The following is a 19,666-nucleotide window of genomic DNA, read 5'->3' on the forward strand; positions in this document are numbered from 1 at the left end:
ATTTAGTTAATTTCTGTGGGCACGACGCCAGATTGACAAATCAAGCATTAAAAATTCCGTAAATTTGTGCCGTGAATTACGCAATTGTAGATATCGAAACAACCGGTGGGTCAACTAAGTCTTCCAAGATTACCGAAATCGCTATATACAAACACGACGGAACACAGATCATCGATTCCTTTGCGACCCTGGTAAACCCGGAAATACCAATCCCTGAATTCATCTCCCGGTTGACGGGAATTCACGATAAAATGGTCGAAGATGCTCCGAAATTCTACGAAATCGCCAAACAGATTATTGAATTTACTGAAGATTGTATTTTCGTTGCTCACAATGTTGGTTTTGATTACGGGATCATTCGACATGAATTCAAATTATTGGGATACGATTACCGGAAAGCACATTTGTGTACAGTGAGAGCATCCCGTTATGTCATCCCGGATCATGAATCTTACAGCCTGGGAAAATTGACCAAAGCACTGGGAATTAATCTGGTCGACAGGCACCGTGCGAAAGGCGATGCGGAAGCTACCGCTCATTTATTTACACTCTTATACCAAACGGATCCAAAAGGATTGCAGACTTTTATCCAGGAAGAAGTCAACCCGAAAATACTGCATCCGAACCTGGATCTCGAAATACTGGAAGAAATTCCCAACAAACCCGGAGTTTATAAGTTCTACAACGATGTGAACCAGTTGATCTATATCGGTAAAAGCAAACATATCCGGAAACGGATCGAACAGCATCTGAAAAACTCCAAAACGCTCAAAGGTTCGATCATGAGGCAGGAAATTGCCCGTATCGAATTCGAATTAACGGGGTCTGAACTGATTGCGTTATTGTTTGAATCCGAATTGATAAAGGTCCATAAACCATTATATAACAGGGCGCTTCGAAAAAGCACGTTTGCTTACGGATTGTTTGATTTTGAGGACCAGGCCGGGTATGTCCAGCTTTATGTCGACAAAATCAGCAAAACCTCCAGTGCACCCATTACCACTTTTACCACCAAACGGGAGGCAAACGAGTACATTTTCAACCTGGTGGAAAAACATCAGTTGTGCCAGAAACTGTGCAGCCTGGAAAAGAGCAATGGAAGCTGTTTCGGATACAAGGTGCGTAAATGCCACGGAGCTTGTGTAGGTGTGGAAACTCCTGAATCCTATAATTCACGGATTAGCGAATTAATCAATTTGCTGACGTTTGACGACGATAATTTCTTTATCGTGGAAAATGGCAGGGATAAGCGTGAAAAGAGTGTTATATGGATCGAAAATGGTTCTTATCGTGGTTTTGGTTTTGTTCCGTATTACACATTGAAACAAGCTCACCGAAATTGGCTCCGTTTTATCGAGTTGCATCCCGAAGACAAAGATGCCCGAACAATTCTGCGCTATTACCTAAGAAAAAACAGCGAAACTGTCAAAATTCCTTTCGGAGGATAACCATCCTTCAATCTTTTCTTTGAATCAAAATATTCCCGACCAATAATGCGAGGACAAGTGAAATGATTACTATCATGGCGTGTGTTTTTACTTCATGTTCAAACGGTTCAAAAGTTAAACATTGAATCCTTCGACCGGTTGAACCCTTTCTTTCTTGATTGAACTTTTTTTGAAAGGTTGTAAAAAACAGCATAAAAAAACGACCCATCTACTGAAGGGCCGCTCTCAATTAGTTAAGTCTGTTTATTTCTTACTCTTGATCTTAAATGATCTCGTAAAGTCAACCAAAATTGGTGTAGCAACACACAAAGAAGAGTATGTTCCGATTACAACACCAACCAATAATGCAAATAAGAATCCTTTAATTGCCGGTCCTCCGAAGATGAACATGATCAACAATACGACAAACAAGATCATGGATGTATTGAAGGTACGACTCAAAGTTTTATTCAATGCTTCGTTGATTACCTGTTTCGCTTCGTGTTGATTCTTGTCAAAATTCAAGTTTTCCCGAATACGGTCAAATACAATCACCGTATCGTTCATCGAGTAACCGATTACTGTCAGGATCGCCGCGATAAACGCCTGGTTCACATCCAGGCTGAATGGTAAAATTCCATGAAGCAGCGAGAATATAGAAAGTACGAACAATACGTCATGTGCCAATCCTAAGATTGCACCCAATGAATACTGCCATTGACCGAAGCGGATGAAGATATAAGCAAAGATCGCAATCAAAGCCAAGGTAATGGAAAGTGTCGCAGAAGACCACATTTCTTCAGAAACCGAAGCTGAAATCGAACGGGTGTCCGTTACAGTAATACCTCCGGTCTTTTCTTTGATCGTTTCAAATCCTTCTTTCATTTTATCTTCCACTTTAGAAGTAGCAGATGCATCAGCCAATAAGTAGTTTGTTGTAATCTCTACGTTGTAAGCATTCGATTTGGTTTTGATCTCCACATTCGATTTTTCACCGTTTTTCTCAATGAAAACAGATTCCATTGCCTTTCTTACTGTTTCAATATCTGCAGGCTTCTCCATTTTCACACCGAATGTTCTACCCCCTGTAAATTCAACACTTTGTTTCAATCCTCTTGTAGCCATTGCTGCAATTCCCAGGATAGTCACCGAGATCGAGAAAATATAGAAGTACTTTCTCTTACCGATCCAGTCAAAATGGAAGTTTGAGAACATGTTATGAGTATACTTCGTACTGAATGAAACCTTTTTCCCTTTTTCCAAAGAAGAAGTAATGATCAGTTTGGAAATAATAATTGCGGAGAAAACCGAAGTGAAAATACCTACGATCAATGTAGTCGCGAAAGATTCGATCTCACCTGTTCCGAAAATCTTTAGAATCATTGCTACCAATAAATGCGTAACGTTCGCATCAATAATGGAAGGCAAAGCTTTAATAAAACCGATATTCACCGCTTCTTCCGCAGATTTCCCATGAGTATTTTCTTCTTTGATACGTTCAAAGATCAGGATGTTCGCATCGACCGCCGTACCAATTGTTAATACGATACCGGCAATACCTGCTAATGTCAATACCGCTCCGAAAGAAGCCAAACATCCGAAGATAAGAACCACGTTTACAGCCAATGCAATGTTTGCGACCAAACCTCCTTTTCCGTAATAGAAATACATGTAGATAAATACCGCAAGGAAAGCAAAAGCAAATGAAATCAATCCAGCTTCAGAGTTTTCCTTACCGATTGTCGGTCCTACTTTTGTTTGTTGTTTGATTACACATGGTGCTGGAAGTGATCCTCCATTCAATAATCCGGATAAGTCATCTGCCTCAGCAATACTGAAATTACCGGAAATTTCCGTGCTTCCTCCTTTGATTGGCTCGTTTACAACCGGTGCGGAATAAACCACATTATCCATTGTAATTGCAACTGAACGTCCCACGTTTCTTTCTGTCATTTGAGCCCATTTCTGAGTTCCGTCAATTGACATCGTTACACTTACTGTCGTTTGAAGGTTTTGCTGATTGAATGATCTTACGGCAGAACGAACGTCTTCACCTCCAACCATTGCTTTTCCTCCTTCCGGAATTCTTACAGCATACAATACATATCCTTTTTTACCTTCAGCACCTTCTTCCAGGTTTGCTGACCACATGAATCTTAAATCTTGCGGGAATAACGCCATGATATCGGAACGCTTCAGGATTTCGTCCACTTCGTCCCTGTCTTCCGCATTCGCCATTCCAAGCCCCATTCCCGGCTCTACTTTTAAGTAATCGAATAATGGTTTTCTAGCTCCCGCCAACGGCTTTGAAGAAAGTGACTTGATCGGAGCAACCTTTGCAGAATCTGCTTTAGTTGAATCGGAAACATTCGTTGTATCGGCTAACGTTTTCTTGATCTCCGGGCTTCTCGACAATACATTTGCATTGGATAATCCAACCTGGATCCCGGCGTCTCCCAACACGTATGTTTCGTAGAACTCCAGATTCGCAGTAGAAACCAATTTTGCTGCTACTGTTGCTTCGTCCTGAACTCCCGGAAGTTCAATGTATAAACGATTCTTGCGGGATTCTTTTTGAATATTCGGTTGCGCAACACCAAACTGGTTGATACGCTTACTCATAATCTGTTCCACCCCATCCATGGAGCTTGCAATCTTATCATGAAAATAAGAAGCTACTTCTTCATTGGAAGAGTTGTAAGACAATTCTTTTACTTCGGAAATATTCAACTGACGAACCAATTTTTCCGATCCGTTTCTGTTTTCAAATTGCTCCATGAACAAGTCAATGAAGTCTCCCCCTTTTGTTGTATGGATTCGGTAAGCCTCATCAAAAGGAACCTTGAACTTCAAATCTCTCGAGTTACGCGCATATGATTGAACAAATTTCGGAACATCGATTTCCATTGTCACACTCATACCACCTACCAGGTCCAAACCAAAAGCCAAAGAACGTGCTTTAACATCTTTGAATTTAGATCCGATAATCGGATAAACAGCTTTTTCCGCTTTTTCAGTCAACACCTGGTTGATCATTGCAGCTTTAGCAAGTTCAAACGCCTCGGGCTTATTGAAATCGATGACTGTTCCATTCGATAAAGCAACTTTATTGCTGTCATTGGCAGCTGCTTTTTCTTTTAACTCTTCAACTAGTCCCAGTGCCTCACGTTCAGCATCGTTTTCAACACCGATTGCCACCCAGGTAAATGATAGTTGATACACACATACCGCAGTAAGCAAAATAGTTAAAAACCAGAAAAATCCTTTATTACGCATTTTGATTGATTGTATTTTAAGGTCGCAAATATATACACTTTAGGATAAAAATTGCCATGATTGATTAAACCTGTGGAAAAAAAATCCCGATTCCGAGCAAAAACAGCTTTTGAACTGAGCTAAATCTTTAGTCTTTATTTCAAATCTTCAATAAAATCGAGTACTTTATCTGAAAAGGCCTCCCAGGAATTAGCTCTTTTATAATTCTGAATTGCTTCAAAATAAGATTCTTTCGAATTTCCCAGAAAATAGGTATTGATTGCATCCGAAATGGCCTGACCGGTAATCTCTTTCACGATCATTCCCGTCACCCCGTCTTCAATGGTTTCCTTCAGTCCTCCTACATCCGTTGCGATAATCGGAAGATCAAAATGATAGGAAATGGCTGTGATCCCACTTTGAGTAGCACTTCTGTAAGGCAACACACATACTTCTGCCGCAGAGAAAAAATGGGTTACCTCCGCATCTGAAATATAATTATTGAACACATGAACACGCCCCGAAATAGCCGGATCCTGCAACTGTTTCCGATACTTGTCAAAACTGCCGTATACTTCTCCTGCAATAATCAATTCAATGGAAGGATCAACCGTTTTAAATGCGTCTATCAGTAAGTCCAGTCCTTTGTATTCACGGATAAATCCAAAAAAAAGGGCGTATTTCTTCGCAGGATCCAGTTTTAATTCCCGGCATGCTTCTTCCTTTGTTTTTTTTTCACCGAAATGATCGTAAAGCGGGTGATCGATACGGATGTATTTTGCATGGGGTTTAGCCGAAAGCAAATCGTTCAAGACACTATCCGACATGACTACAAATCCATCAATCTGTTTGAGGTAAAACCGGTTAAATGCCGTGTCAAAGAAACGTTTTTCGTGCGGGATCAGGTTGTCCAGGATGCAGATAATTTTTGTCTCCTTTTTCAACTTCTTTGCAACCATACCAAGTGACGGAGCAAAAAATGTCATCCAATACCTCAGGATCAACACATCGGGTCCGAATTTCCGGATTAGCCTGGCCGTTTTCAGGTAACTAACGGGATTAATCGTGTCCAGCACCGGGATCGCCGGAATTCTATCGACTTGGTCTTTCTCCGTTACATATTGCGTTTCACCGGGAAACAGGAAATTGGGGTACTGCCTTTTAAAGGTAAAGGCCTTCACGGAATGCTCTTTCTCAAAAACCCTGTAAATGCTTGCATTAAATTGTGCAATACCTCCTCTGAAGGGATAAAAGGTTGAAAGAAAAGCTATTTTCATTGAATTATACTTATTGCCTCTGCCGGCTTAAGATCGCTTGCAGAAATTTTCACAGATCTTGCTTACGGACAAAAATAAAATTAATTTATGAACCGGGTTGCTTAATTTCCGGAAGACACGAGCCGCATTTCCAATAAATGTCCTTTCTTGATATTATCGGGATTGCCATTATTTATGATGAAATCTTTAAAATACTTATGTACCATGCCAATTCCCCTGGCATAAACTTCAAATTTTCGGCGGGAGTCGATGTAAGAATTGAATTCTTCCTGCTCAACCGTTACGGTAGATGGAAAAGTATTATTTCCCAAAGCATACGCTTCGTGAATACCGGAATAATAACAATTTAGCGGATCCAAAGTATTGTAGGCATTCATGTCCCATTCGTCATCTTCACTGGGTGCGAAGACCAACTTAATGGTCCGGTTGTTTTCTTCGACCAATTCGGCCCTTCCATTGTCAATAATCGCCGTCCAGATATCGTGAATCATCCAAGGACCATTTGGAGCAGCACTGTAATAACGTTCAAATTGCCTGGCAATTCGACCCGAATTATCGGTAATCGTATCCCCGACAACGGTTTTGATAAAGTAATCGAATGTATCTCTCAGGTTCACCTGCTGGTCCACAAAGACTTCATGAGCAGAATAAATAACGTAATGCCCTTCATTCAGAGGGAAATAGTCGTAGTACATATCGAATTCCTCGTTTTTCTTACACGAATTTGCCGTCAGAAAAACAAGCAGACATGAAACAGCTATTGTTATGGTTCCGAGTTTCTTAATCACAGAATGAAATTACAAAAAAAAGGAGATTCACGTTGCTGATTTGTTTAAAAAGGATGTTTGATTGAAGAATTAACCGTTCGGATTGATTCCTTTATCTTTCAATTGTTTGAGGTATTTCTCCAGCTCCTTCCCTTCAATCCGTTTTCCGTAGCGGTAATATTGTTTCCCGGTTTCCTTCCCGGATTGATCATGAGCAGATTGCCATCCGTGCTGGATTCCTCCTTTGTAACGCTCGGTGATCATCACTTTTCCGTTAGGGTGGTTGATTACTGCAACTCCTTCTTTTTTGCCGTTAACATAAGTTACCTTACTTTTGATGACTCCTGTGTCAAAATATTCGATCACATCTCCGTGAACAACTCCCATTTTATAAGGTGTTATTTTGGCAACAACGACGCGTTTGTCACTCGGATCCTCAAAAACATAATAGATTGTTTGGTTTCCGTTCAACTTTCCTTTTAAATAGGTTTCTTTCGTACTCAATCTTCCCGATGGGCCATAATATTCCCAAACACTGTCTTTTTCCTGGTTTCTGAAAATTCCTTTTGCCATCACCAATCCGTTCTCATGATACATGACTGAAGTGGAGCGACCGGTTTTCTCATCGTGCTTCACCACCGCTTTCACTTTTGTGGAAGGGTAATAATAGGTGAACGTGCCTACAGGTTTATCGTCTTTAAATTGTCCTTTATATTCAAAAGCGCGTGACTTTGGGTAGGTTTTCTGCCAGGCTCCCTGCTTTCTGCCCTGGGTGTCTTTTTGATTGACTGTTTGTGCCCAGAGAGGTGAGCTTACCAAAAACAACGCACTAAAAATGATCCTTGTTATCATAGTCCAATAAATTTATAAACGATTCAAGTGAATCACATGTTAAATCAGCTGTTTTATGTTCAGAGACATCGTCATGTCTGATAAACACCGTTTTCATTCCAAGTTCCTTGCCAAATTCGATATCCGAATCCGAATCCCCCACCATGATCGATTTGTGAAAATCAATCGATGGGAATTCCTGTTTCGCCAAAAGTGCCATTCCGGAACCCGGTTTTCGTAAATCTGAATTATCGGAAGCTAAGGCGGGAGCGAAATAATAGCGATCGATGTGCCCGTTTTCAGCGTCGAGTAATTCACTACAATAATCATGAATATCCGAAAGGTTACGTTCCGTCATCAATCCTTTCCCGATTCCTTGCTGGTTTGTTACCACAAAAACGTACGAAAACAATTTATTCGCTTTTGAAATAGATTTTGCAACTCCCGGAAGTAGTATAAATTCATCTTTCTGTTTGACATAGTCATCCATGATACGCACGTTGATTACTCCGTCCCTATCCAGAAAAAGCGTCCACGATCCATCCACCTGCCAGTTTTTCATGGAACTATCAGATTTCAGTTTCGATCAGGTAATGGTTTCGCGTTGAGGAATTTCGCCCTACCAATTCAGCCAGGAAACCCGCAAGGAAGAACTGAACCCCCATGATCATTGCCGCCAGCCCCACAAAAAACTCCGTACGTTCGGCCAATTTGATCGCCGTTGAGTGAACAAAAAGTTTATCGATCGCCAGGTAGGCAGCAATTCCAAACCCAATGATAAAAAGTAAAGAACCCATTGCTCCAAAAAAATGCATCGGCTTTTTACCGAATTTCCCCATGAAAACCACTGTCATGAGATCAAGCGGACCATTCAAAAAGCGGTTCAGTCCAAACTTGGTAGTCCCGTATTTTCTGGCCTGATGGATCACTACCTTTTCACCGATTTTATTGAAACCGGCAAATTTAGCCAGGGGTGGAATATAGCGATGCATGTCACCATAGAGCTCGATGCTTTTAACGACCGCATTTTTATAAGCCTTTAATCCGCAATTGAAATCGTGCAGATTAATTCCCGTCATTCTTCTGGCCGCCCAGTTATACAATTTTGTAGGAACTGTTTTTGTTACCGGGTCATAACGTTTTTTCTTCCATCCGGAAACCACATCGTAGTCCTCTTCCGCAATCATTCGGTGTAATTCGGGAAGTTCATCCGGAGAATCTTGTAAGTCCGCATCCATGGTGACCACCACTTTCCCTTCAGCGGCCTGAAAGCCGGTATGCAACGCGGCAGATTTACCATAATTACGCTGAAACTTAATCCCTCTTACATTCGGGTCAATTGACTTCAAAGATTCAATGACTTTCCAGGAACCATCCTTACTTCCATCATCCACAAAAATGACTTCGTAAGATAAGTTATGCTCGTTCAATACACGCTTAATCCATGCGTGCAGTTCAGGCAAAGACTCTACTTCATTGAATAAAGGGACGACAATTGATAATTCAAGTTGATTTTCCAACGCTTTTAACTTTTGAACAAAAATAAGGATTCTGTTGGATTGACAAGACAGACAAAGCAGCACCTTTTTTCAACGAGCTCTTTGCTTTGATGAAGCATTTGCGGTAAGGCTATAAAAAGAATATAGCTGCAATAATAAAAATCACAATAATGGCGATGTATTGCCACACATCCACGAAATAAGGATAGAGTTTTTTGTAAGTTTTTTTGATTTTAGACATTCCTGCAATTTTTGGCTAAATTACTATTTATAACGATCATCTCACACAACCGAATCACGTCATTTTGTCGGTTTGAATTTTCTAAAACTGTCTTTTTGTCTTGAAATTCTTCCAAAATGAGATTTGGTTCGTGATTTGACAAAAAGAAATCAAATACAAAAAAAATGGATAGCAATCAATTTACTATAAAAACACAAGAAGTCATTCAGGCAGCTCAGGAGTATGCTCAAACAGAAGGGCATCAGGCTATCGAGAATGCGCACTTGCTGAAGGGAATTTTCCTCAAAGACGCAGATGTGATTCCTTATTTACTCAAACAATCACAAGTCAATCCGAAGAACATCGAACTTGCCCTGGACCGGATTCTTGAAAGCCAGAGTAAAGTTTCCGGCGGACAAATATACCTTTCCCCCAAAGCACAGGAAACACTTCAGCTGGCATTAAAATTGGCCAAGGAACATGGAGATGAGTATGCTACTGTCGAAATGCTTTTCCTGGCCCTGATTGATGCAAAAGATCAGATCGGGCAATTGCTGCGCGATGCAAAACTGGACAAGAAAAAGGTTATAAAAGATATTATGGACTTAAGAAACGGAGAAAAAATTACTTCCAATCAACAGGAAGGAACTTACAAATCGCTTGAAAAATATGCAAAGAACCTGAATGAACTGGCTAAGGAAGGGAAATTAGACCCGGTTATCGGCCGGGACGATGAAATTCGACGGGTACTTCAGATTCTGACAAGAAGAACGAAGAACAACCCGATCCTGATCGGTGAACCTGGAGTTGGTAAAACAGCCATTGCAGAAGGGATTGCACACCGGATTATTGATGGAGACGTTCCTGAAAACCTGAAATCAAAAATTGTATACAGCCTGGACATGGGTGCGCTAGTTGCGGGAGCAAAATACAAGGGAGAATTCGAGGAACGTTTGAAATCCGTTGTAAAAGAAGTTACAAGTGCTGATGGAGAAATCATCCTGTTTATTGACGAAATTCACACCCTGGTCGGGGCAGGCGGTGGCGAAGGCGCTATGGATGCAGCGAACATTTTAAAACCTGCATTAGCCAGAGGTGAATTAAGAGCTGTCGGTGCTACAACCTTGAACGAATACCAGAAGTACTTTGAGAAAGACAAAGCCTTGGTGCGTCGATTCCAACCGGTTTTCGTAGATGAACCGGATACCGAAGATGCCATTTCCATTTTGCGTGGTATCAAGGAGAAATACGAAAATCATCACAAAGTGCTGATCAAAGATGCTGCGATCATTGCTGCTGTTGAATTGTCCCAGCGCTATATTACCGAACGTCATTTGCCGGATAAGGCAATCGACCTGATCGACGAAGCGGCTTCCAAACTTCGGATGGAGATCAATTCAAAACCGGAGGAACTGGATGAATTGGAACGTCGGATTATGCAGCTCGAAATTGAACGTGAGGCAATCAAACGCGAAAACGATACGAAGAAACTGGAAACTCTGGGAAAGGAATTGGCCTCACTGGAAGAACAACGCAATGCATTCAATGCAAAATGGCAAGCAGAAAAAGATATCGTTGAAGGTGTTCAGAAAACAAAGGAAATGATTGAAAACCTGAAATTGGAAGCCGATCAGGCAGAACGTTCAGGAGATTATGGAAAAGTGGCGGAAATTCGCTACGGAAGAATCAAAGAAGCGGAGATCCAACTGGAGGAAGCGAAGAAAAAACTGATGGAATTACAGGCAAATTCCAAACTGATCAAAGAAGAAGTCGATGCTCAGGAAATTGCCGATGTGGTTTCCAAATGGACGGGTATTCCGGTTTCTAAAATGGTTGAAAGTGAAGTTTCCAAATTACTTCGGTTGGAAGATGAGCTTGGAAAACGGGTAGTTGGCCAGGAAGAGGCCATTGAAGCCTTATCGGATGCTGTGCGAAGAAGCAGGGCCGGATTGCAGGATATGCGTAAACCGATCGGTTCATTCATTTTCTTAGGTCCGACAGGAGTTGGTAAAACGGAATTGGCAAAAGCATTAGCAGATTTCCTGTTCAATGACGAAAATGCCATGACGCGAATTGACATGTCCGAATACCAGGAAAAACACAGTGTAAGCCGTTTGGTAGGAGCGCCTCCGGGATATGTCGGTTACGACGAAGGCGGACAATTAACGGAAGCAGTTCGCCGAAGACCTTATTCCATCGTTTTGCTGGATGAAATTGAGAAAGCGCATCCGGACGTATTCAATATCTTATTACAAGTGTTGGACGACGGACGTTTGACCGATAACAAGGGAAGAACCGTGAATTTCAAAAACACGATTATCATTATGACTTCTAACATGGGGTCTCATTTGATCCAGGAAAGTTTTGAAGGAGTGAAAGAAGAAAACCTGCATGAGGCGATGGAAAAAGCAAAATTCAAAGTTTTGGAATTGTTGAGACAAACCATTCGCCCTGAGTTTTTGAACCGGATTGATGAAACAATCATCTTTACTCCGCTGAACAAGCGTTATGTGAGACAAATCGTCCAATTACAATTGAACCATTTGAAAGATATGCTGCTTGAAAAAGGGATCAAAATGCACATAACTGAAGATGCAAAAACTCATTTGGTTGAGGCCGGTTATGACCCTCATTTTGGAGCAAGACCTGTAAAAAGAGTCATCCAGAAGCAAGTACTGAATGAATTATCCAAAGCATTGTTGTCAGGAACATTAGACACTTCCCTGACAGTTGTAATGGATATTTTTGATGGGAAAATAGTATTTAGAAAACCAATTTCTCAGGAAGAAGAAATTGATGCAAAATCATAAGTAAAAGCAGTAGTTTAGTTTTAGGTGTAAAAAGCGGGGATTTGCCAAGGCAGATTCCCGCTTTTTTATGGGTTCAGAACCTTGTGAACGAATGCGTTCATTTTCTGTCGCAGCATTCAAATTGACAGTGATTTAGCAGATTTGCTAAGATTAACAGCATTATCTATTGAAAATAAAATACTTAGATAAAAAAAATGAGCAAGTTAGTAAACATGCTAACTTACTTACAACACCCCCAAAAATCCGCCTAAAAAATTCACACAACACTACTATCAAATCTCACTTTCTATACTACTTTTATCCTCACAAATCAAACAGCATGAAACGCAAACGTAACTGGTCCAAAATCATTAAACGATCCTTTCTTTTTTCTTTCATTTTCGGATTACTCTGGTTCTTTGGCGCCAATTGGGCTATCGAATCAAATGCGGAAGGAAAAGTATTCGACCAGGTAAGCGATTGCCCGGAAGTGAAAGTTGCCCTTGTTCTCGGAACATCACGCTTACTCAAACATGGAAACGACAACCTCTATTTTTCGTACAGGATAAAAGCTGCCGTTGAATTATATCGTGCCGGAAAGGTTCAGTATATTCTCGTGAGCGGAGACAACGGCACCACTACCTATGATGAACCGACCGATATGAAAAACGCCTTGATTGCAGCCGGGATTCCCGCAAAAAGGATTTACTTGGATTACGCCGGTTTCAGAACGCTTGACTCCATGGAACGCGCCCTCAAAGTATTTAATCAAAAAGAAGTCATTGTCGTATCCCAGCGTTTTCACAACGAACGCGCCATTTATTTGGGTGAGCATTTTGGTATGACGGTCTATGGCTACAATGCAAAAGATGTTGCCAAAATGAATGGCTTTAAAACGAAGGTCCGCGAACGTTTTGCCCGGATGAAAGTGTTTTGGGATATTCTATTCGGTGTGGACTCCAAGTTTCTTGGTCCACAGGTGAAAATCGGATAGTTTATTTTCCCATAACAGACAAAACCTGCATGATATCTTCCGGTTTTTTCGTTCCGATCAGCAGCCTTTTTCCGTTTTTAAAAACCAACTGCAATCCCATTCTACCAGATACGTTCAGGGCTTTACCTTTACCCGCCAAACTGTAGCGAATTCCCCATCCTCCGTATTCTGCCAAGGGAGCATATTCCCGAAGATAAACCTCATCCAGATCTTCCCAACGGTAGTTTCTGAACTTCAGCTGGATCGGATAAAATCTGACAGCAATCCCCGCATCTGAAATCCGTGTCTCCAATTTCATGATAAAAAATAAGAAGGAAAGAATGAGCATGAATAAAAACCCGATCAATAACATCGCATTATCAACCATACTGTTTCCTAATGGTGTTCCGAAGAATACTTGCGTGACGATAAAAAATCCCATTATCCCTTTAATACCCGCGAAAAGAAACCACAACCACCATTGCCTGAATTTTTGGGTCTCTGAAAATCGATAATATTCCTTCATACTCTTTTTAATTTGAATTCAATTCAATACGTACATCCTTCCTCAGAAAAGTCCTGAGCAATAAACCAATCAGAATCCAATCCTTATCCAAGGAATCAATTCATACTGAATGCAAAAAACAGATTAGTAATTTCTTTTCGTAAAAAGCGGTTTCATCGGTAATATCAATAGCATCGGTGCCATATAATCGTGCTACTCAAATATAACATTATTTCGATAACTTTTCCAACAAAAGTAAATAAGGATCCAGCATATGGTTCATAAACTTTTCTTTCGGATCCTGTGGAAACCGGGTATAATATTCGACATCCGGATAAAGAATAATGTAGTTCCCACAACGCGTAAAATCTGCTGAATGAGCCAGTTCCGGAGGTTCAAACCCATCCAGGTTTTTGGTCATTAATTTTCCTAACTTATTTCCCAGATACTTTTCAAAACGCCTTTGGGATTTTTTGGAAGGACGATTCATTTTATTGTACATATTCCGGACAACCAGTCTTGGGAAAAAAGGTAATTTCCTGATTGCTTTTTTGGCATCCTGAAAGGGGTTAATTGCGCTAAAATCATTCACGGTCTGAATAGAAAAGGGTGATTCGGGAACCCAGTCCAAGGCGTTTACCGTATTGAATGCCCAACCATTCTGGGTCATTTTCTCATAATAGTAAGCAAAATACAAGTTCCCTGGTTTAGGTGCAGCACTGCAATACGTTTTGAACTGCACATCTGCCGGAATAATTCCATTTTCTTTCATAATCAACAGGTGAGCCGTTAGTAAATAAGCCAATGCTCCTCCCTGGCTGTGGCCGGTAATGTAAAATTCCTTCTTCCCCTGGTCTATCTTGGCAAAGAGCAGAGAATCCATGTCCTTCCAGATACATCCCAATGCTGTAGTCCAGCCAACGTGTACCAAGGCCTTTGGGTCTTTCGATAATTCGTAATAGAACGTGTCTTTTTCACTGATTTTGATCCATCCCTTCGCCGGGACCATTCCTGCATAGAAATTCGCTCCCCAACTGGCAAATGTTCCGGTTGTACCGCGCAAAGACAATACACCTACACCAGCCCGATCTTCCCAATAATCCCATTTATTGTCAAACCCCAGCACATTGGAACGGTACTTGAACTCAAATCGCTTGGGTGCCGGCATGGAATCCCAGAAAGAAGTATCTGCAAAACGAAAATTGACCTTCAACAATTCTGCGGCTTCTTCTTTATCGTATCCGGGCTGCAGCTGCGAATAAGAATAGGAAATAAGGGCCGGAAAAAGGAAAACAAGCAGTCTGTTTTTCATTTATATTAAATTAAATGTATCAGGAAATCTACTAATGCCAACAAGTGGTCTTTTTGTGCTTTCATTAAACGTTGTGTGTATGTTATGGATTGAATACTTCCGCCACCGCTGTATTCTTCCTGCATCAGTTTTCCGATTAACCTGCGTTCTTCTTCCAGGAGAGACCTACGGGCCCGATGCCAGGAAATCACCAATTCTTTGTCTTCTTCTTTCATTTTGGTGAGAAGAACTGCATAATAATTATCTACCAGTTTCTCATATTCGGAGGCACAAGCCAGGTTGGCCTTATTGATGCCAAGCGTGGTCGGTTCTTTTTGCAATTGCCTGATCAACAAGTTCTCAACTACAAATGTATCTTCCAAAAAGCTCCGCTGAATGGAATCTGAAAACTCGCTTGCTCCCTCCTCTACGGAATACTTCATGGCCAGTTCGTGTCCTTTCGCTCGGAGATCAACGCGCCATTTAGCCTTTAATGCCGCCATTTCAGAATCAGAAACCTGAGAAAAGAGCGAAGAAGAATGAAAAACAAACAATAAGCAAATGATTCGGAAGCACATGTTTTTAGCTTAAAAGTAAGAAATATCGCCCATTTAGACTGCTCATAGGAAACTTTCTATCAAAAAAGGAAATGGAAACCCATTGAAGACTATTTTATTAATTTTAGTTCGATTTACTTTATAGCATTACCAACTTATGAAACAAGACCGGCTCATTCCTGCGATACTTTTCACGTTATTTCACCTATTCTCCTTTTCACAGACAGAAAACAGACTAGACTCCCTGCTGAACGTCAGTTCCCAAATGAAGGACGATACCAATAAAGTAATTCTTCAAAACAACATCTTTTGGGATTACAAATATTCTCATCCGAAACAGATGGAAAAATTGGTCAAGGAGACCCTCAAGCTTTCAAAGAAACTGAACTATAATCCCGGAACAGCACTCGCATATAAGAACCTAGGCATTTTAATGGACGAAGCGGGAAACATTTCCAAGTCTGTAGAAAGCTACCAACGCGCTATTCGCTATTACAAAAAGGCTCACGACGAAATGGGAGTTGCAAAAAGTGAGGCCAATATCGGAATGCTTTACCGAGATCTGAAACGCAACGACGAAGCCATCGAAAAATTCCGGACTTCCAACAAGGTCTTCATCCAAAATAATTTTCTCCCGGGACAGCTGCTTATTTACCAAAACATGAGTATCTGCTATGAATTTGAAGATGAGTTGGACTCCGCGACAGTTTATATCAAAAAAGCAATGCAGATCATGAATCAGCTCGGCACCGTTGATCCGAACGTTTACGGGAATTATGCCAATATTTTCATGAAGCAGAAGAATTATGAAAAAGCAATCGAATATTATGAAAAAGCCATTGCAATCATGGGATCTTCTTCACGCGGAACTACGTGGACAGATAATTTAGGTCTGGCATATTATCATCAAAAACAATATTCGAAGGCCTTACCTCTTATCGAAGCAAGTATTAAAAATGCCAACAATATATACAACGCGAACGTGATGGCTACCCACATGCATTTGGCAAACCTGCATCACGCCATGGGGAATGATCTTGCGGCCTTTGGTATTTTGAAAACGTATATTGATATCAAAGATTCGATTTTTTCCCTGGAAAATGCACATCAACTTTCGGAACTGAGCAAAAAATACGAGAGCGAAAAGAACCAGATCCGCATAAAAAACCAGGAAGAACAACTCAAAAGTGAAAAAATTCAGAAATATTCTTTCGCAGGAAGCATGATTGTTTTCATAGGACTTGGATTCCTCTTGTTCCGTTCTTTGAAGCAGAAGAACAAGGCAAATAAGATTATCCTGGAACAAAAAAAACTGGTGGAAGAACAAAAAGACGCACTGGAATTCAAAAACCGGGAAATCCTGGATTCGATCACCTATGCAAAGCGCCTGCAGGACGCTATTTTACCGGCCGTAGATTACTGGCACCAAACGCTTCCTGAAAGTTTCATTCTCTACAAGCCAAAAGACATTGTGGCCGGTGATTTTTACTGGCTGGAGAAACACACCGTTGTAAACGATACCGGAGCGGAAGAATACTTGTTCTTTGCTGCGGCCGATTGTACCGGACACGGCGTTCCGGGCGCAATGGTCAGCGTGATCTGCTGCAATGCTCTCAATCGGTCAGTTTTGGAATTCAACCTGGTAGAACCGGGGAAAATCCTCGACAAAACACGTGAACTGGTCATTTCTACCTTCAACAAAAGTGTGGAAAATGTAAAGGACGGAATGGATATCAGCCTAGGCTGCCTGAATGTTAAAACCAGGGAACTGCTTTGGTCAGGTGCAAACAACCCTTTGTGGATCGTTCCGGCTGGAAGCGATGAAATCGTTGAATGGAAACCGGACAAGCAGCCGATCGGAACCTATGCAGATGAAAAGCCGTTCAATACGCACTCCATGGTATTAGAGCCAAAAACAACCATTTACCTCTTCACAGATGGCTATGCCGATCAGTTTGGAGGTCAGAGCGGGAAGAAATTCAAATACAAACAATTCAAGGATTCTATTTTAGCCATCCATGACCGCCCGATGAAAGACCAAAAAGAATACCTGGAAACAACTTTTGAGAATTGGAAAGGCGAACTGGAACAAGTCGATGATGTGTGTGTGATCGGGATTCGTATTTAATCAGTGTTTCCCTCCTATCACCCATTTCAGATCCACAAAAACTGTTCGTGGTTTCGGCGGTCCGTAAATGAAATTACTATCACGGTATTTGGAAGTGTCAAAATCGCTTTGGTAACTGTCGAATAGATTCTGAACTCCAACACCAATTCGAACCGTCTGCTCAAACTTGTGGATATGGATTGCACGTTCCGCTCTTACTCCCACATCCCAAAATGACTTCGTATGCAGGATCATATCGTGGTCCAATTCCGGCGCTCCGGCAAAATGGGGTACCAGCATCCTTCCGGTGTAAACACAACTGATTGATCCGGACCAGCTTCCTTCAGGAAAAATGGAAATTGTAGACGACCCGTACACATTTGGCGTTCGTAAAAAGGCTTTGATCGGTTCTACTTCCAACGACCATTGCTGTGCTTCCGTAAAACGCGATTCCTGATAAGTGAAATTCAAATCAACCTGCAGGTATTTATCCCAGCGCAAACGGATGGATTCACTCAGTCCACTCACTTCTGCATTGGAACCGTTTGTTCGCAGCAATAATGTTTTACCTGGGTCCGGACTTGGAATTTCATTCAGGACAAACGAATGGAGTAATTGCGTGTGGAAAAGGGTCAGTTCCGAAGAATACAGCATTCTTTTTCTTCTTCTGCTCCAATTTACCTGGGCCGAATACGCATGTGATTTTTCACTTTTCAAATTTTTATCTACGCGAATCTGGGAGATTCCACCATTTGCAAATGCGATGTGCATATCGGTTTCAAAAACCTGTGGTGCTTTGAACCCATTTCCGTACGACAGACGAAATTGCCACTGTCCGTTCGGTTTAAACAAAACTGCTGCTCTTGGTGTTACAATGAGATTGTGAACCTTGGAATGTCCGGTAGTTCGAATTCCTGCTACAAACGACCATTTATCTCCCAAATCCAATTGATCCTGCAAAAATCCGGCAACCTGTGTAATATCCTGGTCGATCAAATAATCATAACCGCGGATCTCATCGCGAATGGCGTCGTAATAATGTTCTGCACCACCAATTAGCGTGGATTTGTTCTTCTCACCAAATCGTTGGATGAAACTGAACTGAAGACCGGATTGTAAGGTCACATTATTCGTCTTTCCCCACGCTTCTGCATGATTCAAACCGGTGTAATGGTGTCTGTTCGTTTTTTGATAACCGGTATATGCCTGAATATTCCATTTTTTGTTTCGGGATTTCCACGATCCTGAAAACTGACCGATGCTGGTAATCTGGTTCCTGAATTCGCTTTGATCTGCCTGTTGCGGATCTTCGTTCCATTGTTGCCCTCCCTGTCGTTGTTCATGCAACATCCAAAAGTCTGCATGCAATTCGATTGCTCTGCCGATGTTTTGAAATGCATTGATTCCCAATAAAGAATTGTTTACCCTCGGAATTTCGGTAAAACCATCTCCGTTCCGGTCATACCCATCCCTGATTTTGTTCATCCCGGAGAATAAAAACCCATTTTTCCCGGATTTGGAAACGTATCCACCGTTTACCTGGATTGCTTGTTCAACAGGCCCTTTCGGGATCAGGGAAACCTTATCGGAGACTTCAATAAAGTTATGCTCCGGCTGTTTGGTAATGATATTGATTGTTCCGGCAATTGCGTTTGAACCGTACAGAACAGAACCTCCGCCATTGACAATTTCAATGCGGTCCACGATATTGGTAGGAATTTGTTCCAAACCGTACAATCCCATGAGGGAAGAAAACAAGGGTCTTCCATTGATCAGAATCTGGGAATAGGAACCTCCCAAGCCGTTCATTCGAACCTGGGTATAATTGCATGTCTGACAATTCGTTTCCATACGAATACCCGGGGAAAACTTCAATGCGTCGGAAATAGATGAAGCGGAAATAGCGCGGAAAAGTTTTTGATCCAGCGTTGAAACAGAAATAACGCTGTTTTTTTTGGATTGAGCAATCCGGCTTCCTGTAACAGTTACTTCCTCAATTTCTTTTAATGAATCCGGAACCAGCTTCAGGGAATCAACCGGTAAACTTTGTCCTATTGTAACAAATGATCCACCTAAAAAACCGAACAAAAAAAGATATCGCACAAAAATTATTTTGTACAAATATAAAACTATTTTTAGTCTTGTCTAAAATTATTTTAAAAACTATC

General features: G+C 41.3%; 14 protein-coding genes. 4 read left to right on the forward strand and 10 right to left on the reverse strand.

The genetic code is table 11. The features are described 5' to 3' along the window. Positions 1 to 71 precede the first annotated feature (71 nt). The gene (locus FO442_RS03180; protein ID WP_144331688.1) at positions 72 to 1,448 is read left to right on the forward strand and encodes an exonuclease domain-containing protein; all 1,377 of its coding nucleotides are present in this window, start codon (positions 72 to 74) and stop codon (positions 1,446 to 1,448) included. Between the two features lie 243 nt (positions 1,449 to 1,691). On the opposite strand, the gene secD is transcribed toward FO442_RS03180, so the two are convergent. The 6 genes from secD to FO442_RS03210 form a co-directional block, all read right to left on the reverse strand. Beyond that, on the reverse strand, positions 1,692 to 4,703 hold the full coding sequence (gene secD, locus FO442_RS03185) for a protein translocase subunit SecD (RefSeq protein ID WP_144331689.1): 3,012 nt from the start codon (positions 4,701 to 4,703) through the stop codon (positions 1,692 to 1,694). A gap of 134 nt (positions 4,704 to 4,837) precedes the next feature. Continuing rightward, complete coding sequence (locus FO442_RS03190; protein ID WP_144331690.1) at positions 4,838 to 5,959, reverse strand: glycosyltransferase; 1,122 nt, start codon at positions 5,957 to 5,959, stop codon at positions 4,838 to 4,840. 101 nt (positions 5,960 to 6,060) lie between these two features. Next, positions 6,061 to 6,747, reverse strand: a complete 687-nt coding sequence (locus FO442_RS03195; RefSeq protein ID WP_144331691.1) for a hypothetical protein — start codon at positions 6,745 to 6,747, stop codon at positions 6,061 to 6,063. A gap of 69 nt (positions 6,748 to 6,816) precedes the next feature. Beyond that, positions 6,817 to 7,578 (reverse strand): toxin-antitoxin system YwqK family antitoxin, encoded by a 762-nt coding sequence (locus FO442_RS03200; RefSeq protein WP_144331692.1) that lies wholly within the window; start codon positions 7,576 to 7,578, stop codon positions 6,817 to 6,819. Further along, positions 7,556 to 8,119, reverse strand: coding sequence for a D-glycero-alpha-D-manno-heptose-1,7-bisphosphate 7-phosphatase (locus FO442_RS03205; protein WP_144331693.1), 564 nt, complete (start codon positions 8,117 to 8,119; stop codon positions 7,556 to 7,558). Before FO442_RS03205 ends, FO442_RS03200 begins: the two co-directional genes overlap by 23 nt. Positions 8,120 to 8,126: 7 nt before the next feature. After that, positions 8,127 to 9,077, reverse strand: coding sequence for a glycosyltransferase family 2 protein (locus FO442_RS03210; RefSeq protein WP_144331694.1), 951 nt, complete (start codon positions 9,075 to 9,077; stop codon positions 8,127 to 8,129). Positions 9,078 to 9,461: 384 nt separating this feature from the next. Here FO442_RS03210 and clpB point away from each other — a divergent pair, with 384 nt between their 5' ends. Both clpB and FO442_RS03220 read left to right on the forward strand, forming a co-directional pair. Further along, positions 9,462 to 12,086 (forward strand): ATP-dependent chaperone ClpB, encoded by a 2,625-nt coding sequence (clpB, locus tag FO442_RS03215; RefSeq protein WP_144331695.1) that lies wholly within the window; start codon positions 9,462 to 9,464, stop codon positions 12,084 to 12,086. A 319-nt stretch (positions 12,087 to 12,405) separates the two neighbouring features. Further along, complete coding sequence (locus tag FO442_RS03220; protein WP_144331696.1) at positions 12,406 to 13,059, forward strand: SanA/YdcF family protein; 654 nt, start codon at positions 12,406 to 12,408, stop codon at positions 13,057 to 13,059. A 1-nt stretch (position 13,060) separates the two neighbouring features. Here the strand turns inward: FO442_RS03220 and FO442_RS03225 are convergent, their stop codons facing one another. The 3 genes from FO442_RS03225 to FO442_RS03235 form a co-directional block, all read right to left on the reverse strand. After that, positions 13,061 to 13,564, reverse strand: coding sequence for a hypothetical protein (locus tag FO442_RS03225; RefSeq protein ID WP_144331697.1), 504 nt, complete (start codon positions 13,562 to 13,564; stop codon positions 13,061 to 13,063). Between the two features lie 208 nt (positions 13,565 to 13,772). After that, positions 13,773 to 14,855 carry a lipase family protein gene (locus tag FO442_RS03230; RefSeq protein WP_144331698.1) on the reverse strand — a complete coding sequence of 361 codons (1,083 nt, stop codon included), beginning with the start codon at positions 14,853 to 14,855 and terminating at the stop codon, positions 13,773 to 13,775. Positions 14,856 to 14,860: 5 nt separating this feature from the next. Then, positions 14,861 to 15,412 carry a hypothetical protein gene (locus tag FO442_RS03235; RefSeq protein ID WP_144331699.1) on the reverse strand — a complete coding sequence of 184 codons (552 nt, stop codon included), beginning with the start codon at positions 15,410 to 15,412 and terminating at the stop codon, positions 14,861 to 14,863. Between the two features lie 136 nt (positions 15,413 to 15,548). On the opposite strand from FO442_RS03235, the gene FO442_RS03240 reads away from it, so the two are divergent. Continuing rightward, positions 15,549 to 17,519 (forward strand): tetratricopeptide repeat protein, encoded by a 1,971-nt coding sequence (locus FO442_RS03240; RefSeq protein ID WP_144331700.1) that lies wholly within the window; start codon positions 15,549 to 15,551, stop codon positions 17,517 to 17,519. On the opposite strand, the gene FO442_RS03245 is transcribed toward FO442_RS03240, so the two are convergent. Continuing rightward, a complete protein-coding gene (locus tag FO442_RS03245; RefSeq protein WP_144331701.1) occupies positions 17,520 to 19,601 on the reverse strand; it encodes a TonB-dependent receptor plug domain-containing protein in 2,082 nt (693 codons plus the stop codon). Positions 19,602 to 19,666: the final 65 nt, after the last annotated feature.

Source organism: Fluviicola chungangensis, from assembly GCF_007558725.1.
In the GTDB taxonomy this organism is placed as follows: domain Bacteria; phylum Bacteroidota; class Bacteroidia; order Flavobacteriales_D; family Crocinitomicaceae; genus Fluviicola; species Fluviicola chungangensis.

Bases quoted from the DNA above. Each gene is read 5' to 3' on its own strand.
- FO442_RS03200 (WP_144331692.1), bottom strand. From the start codon at position 7,578: ATGATAACAAGGATCATTTTTAGTGCGTTGTTTTTGGTAAGCTCACCT.
- FO442_RS03240 (WP_144331700.1), top strand. From the start codon at position 15,549: ATGAAACAAGACCGGCTCATTCCTGCGATACTTTTCACGTTATTTCAC.
- FO442_RS03205 (WP_144331693.1), bottom strand. From the start codon at position 8,119: ATGAAAAACTGGCAGGTGGATGGATCGTGGACGCTTTTTCTGGATAGG.
- secD (WP_144331689.1), bottom strand. From the start codon at position 4,703: ATGCGTAATAAAGGATTTTTCTGGTTTTTAACTATTTTGCTTACTGCG.
- FO442_RS03225 (WP_144331697.1), bottom strand. From the start codon at position 13,564: ATGAAGGAATATTATCGATTTTCAGAGACCCAAAAATTCAGGCAATGG.
- FO442_RS03190 (WP_144331690.1), bottom strand. From the start codon at position 5,959: ATGAAAATAGCTTTTCTTTCAACCTTTTATCCCTTCAGAGGAGGTATT.
- FO442_RS03220 (WP_144331696.1), top strand. From the start codon at position 12,406: ATGAAACGCAAACGTAACTGGTCCAAAATCATTAAACGATCCTTTCTT.
- FO442_RS03235 (WP_144331699.1), bottom strand. From the start codon at position 15,412: ATGTGCTTCCGAATCATTTGCTTATTGTTTGTTTTTCATTCTTCTTCG.
- FO442_RS03230 (WP_144331698.1), bottom strand. From the start codon at position 14,855: ATGAAAAACAGACTGCTTGTTTTCCTTTTTCCGGCCCTTATTTCCTAT.
- clpB (WP_144331695.1), top strand. From the start codon at position 9,462: ATGGATAGCAATCAATTTACTATAAAAACACAAGAAGTCATTCAGGCA.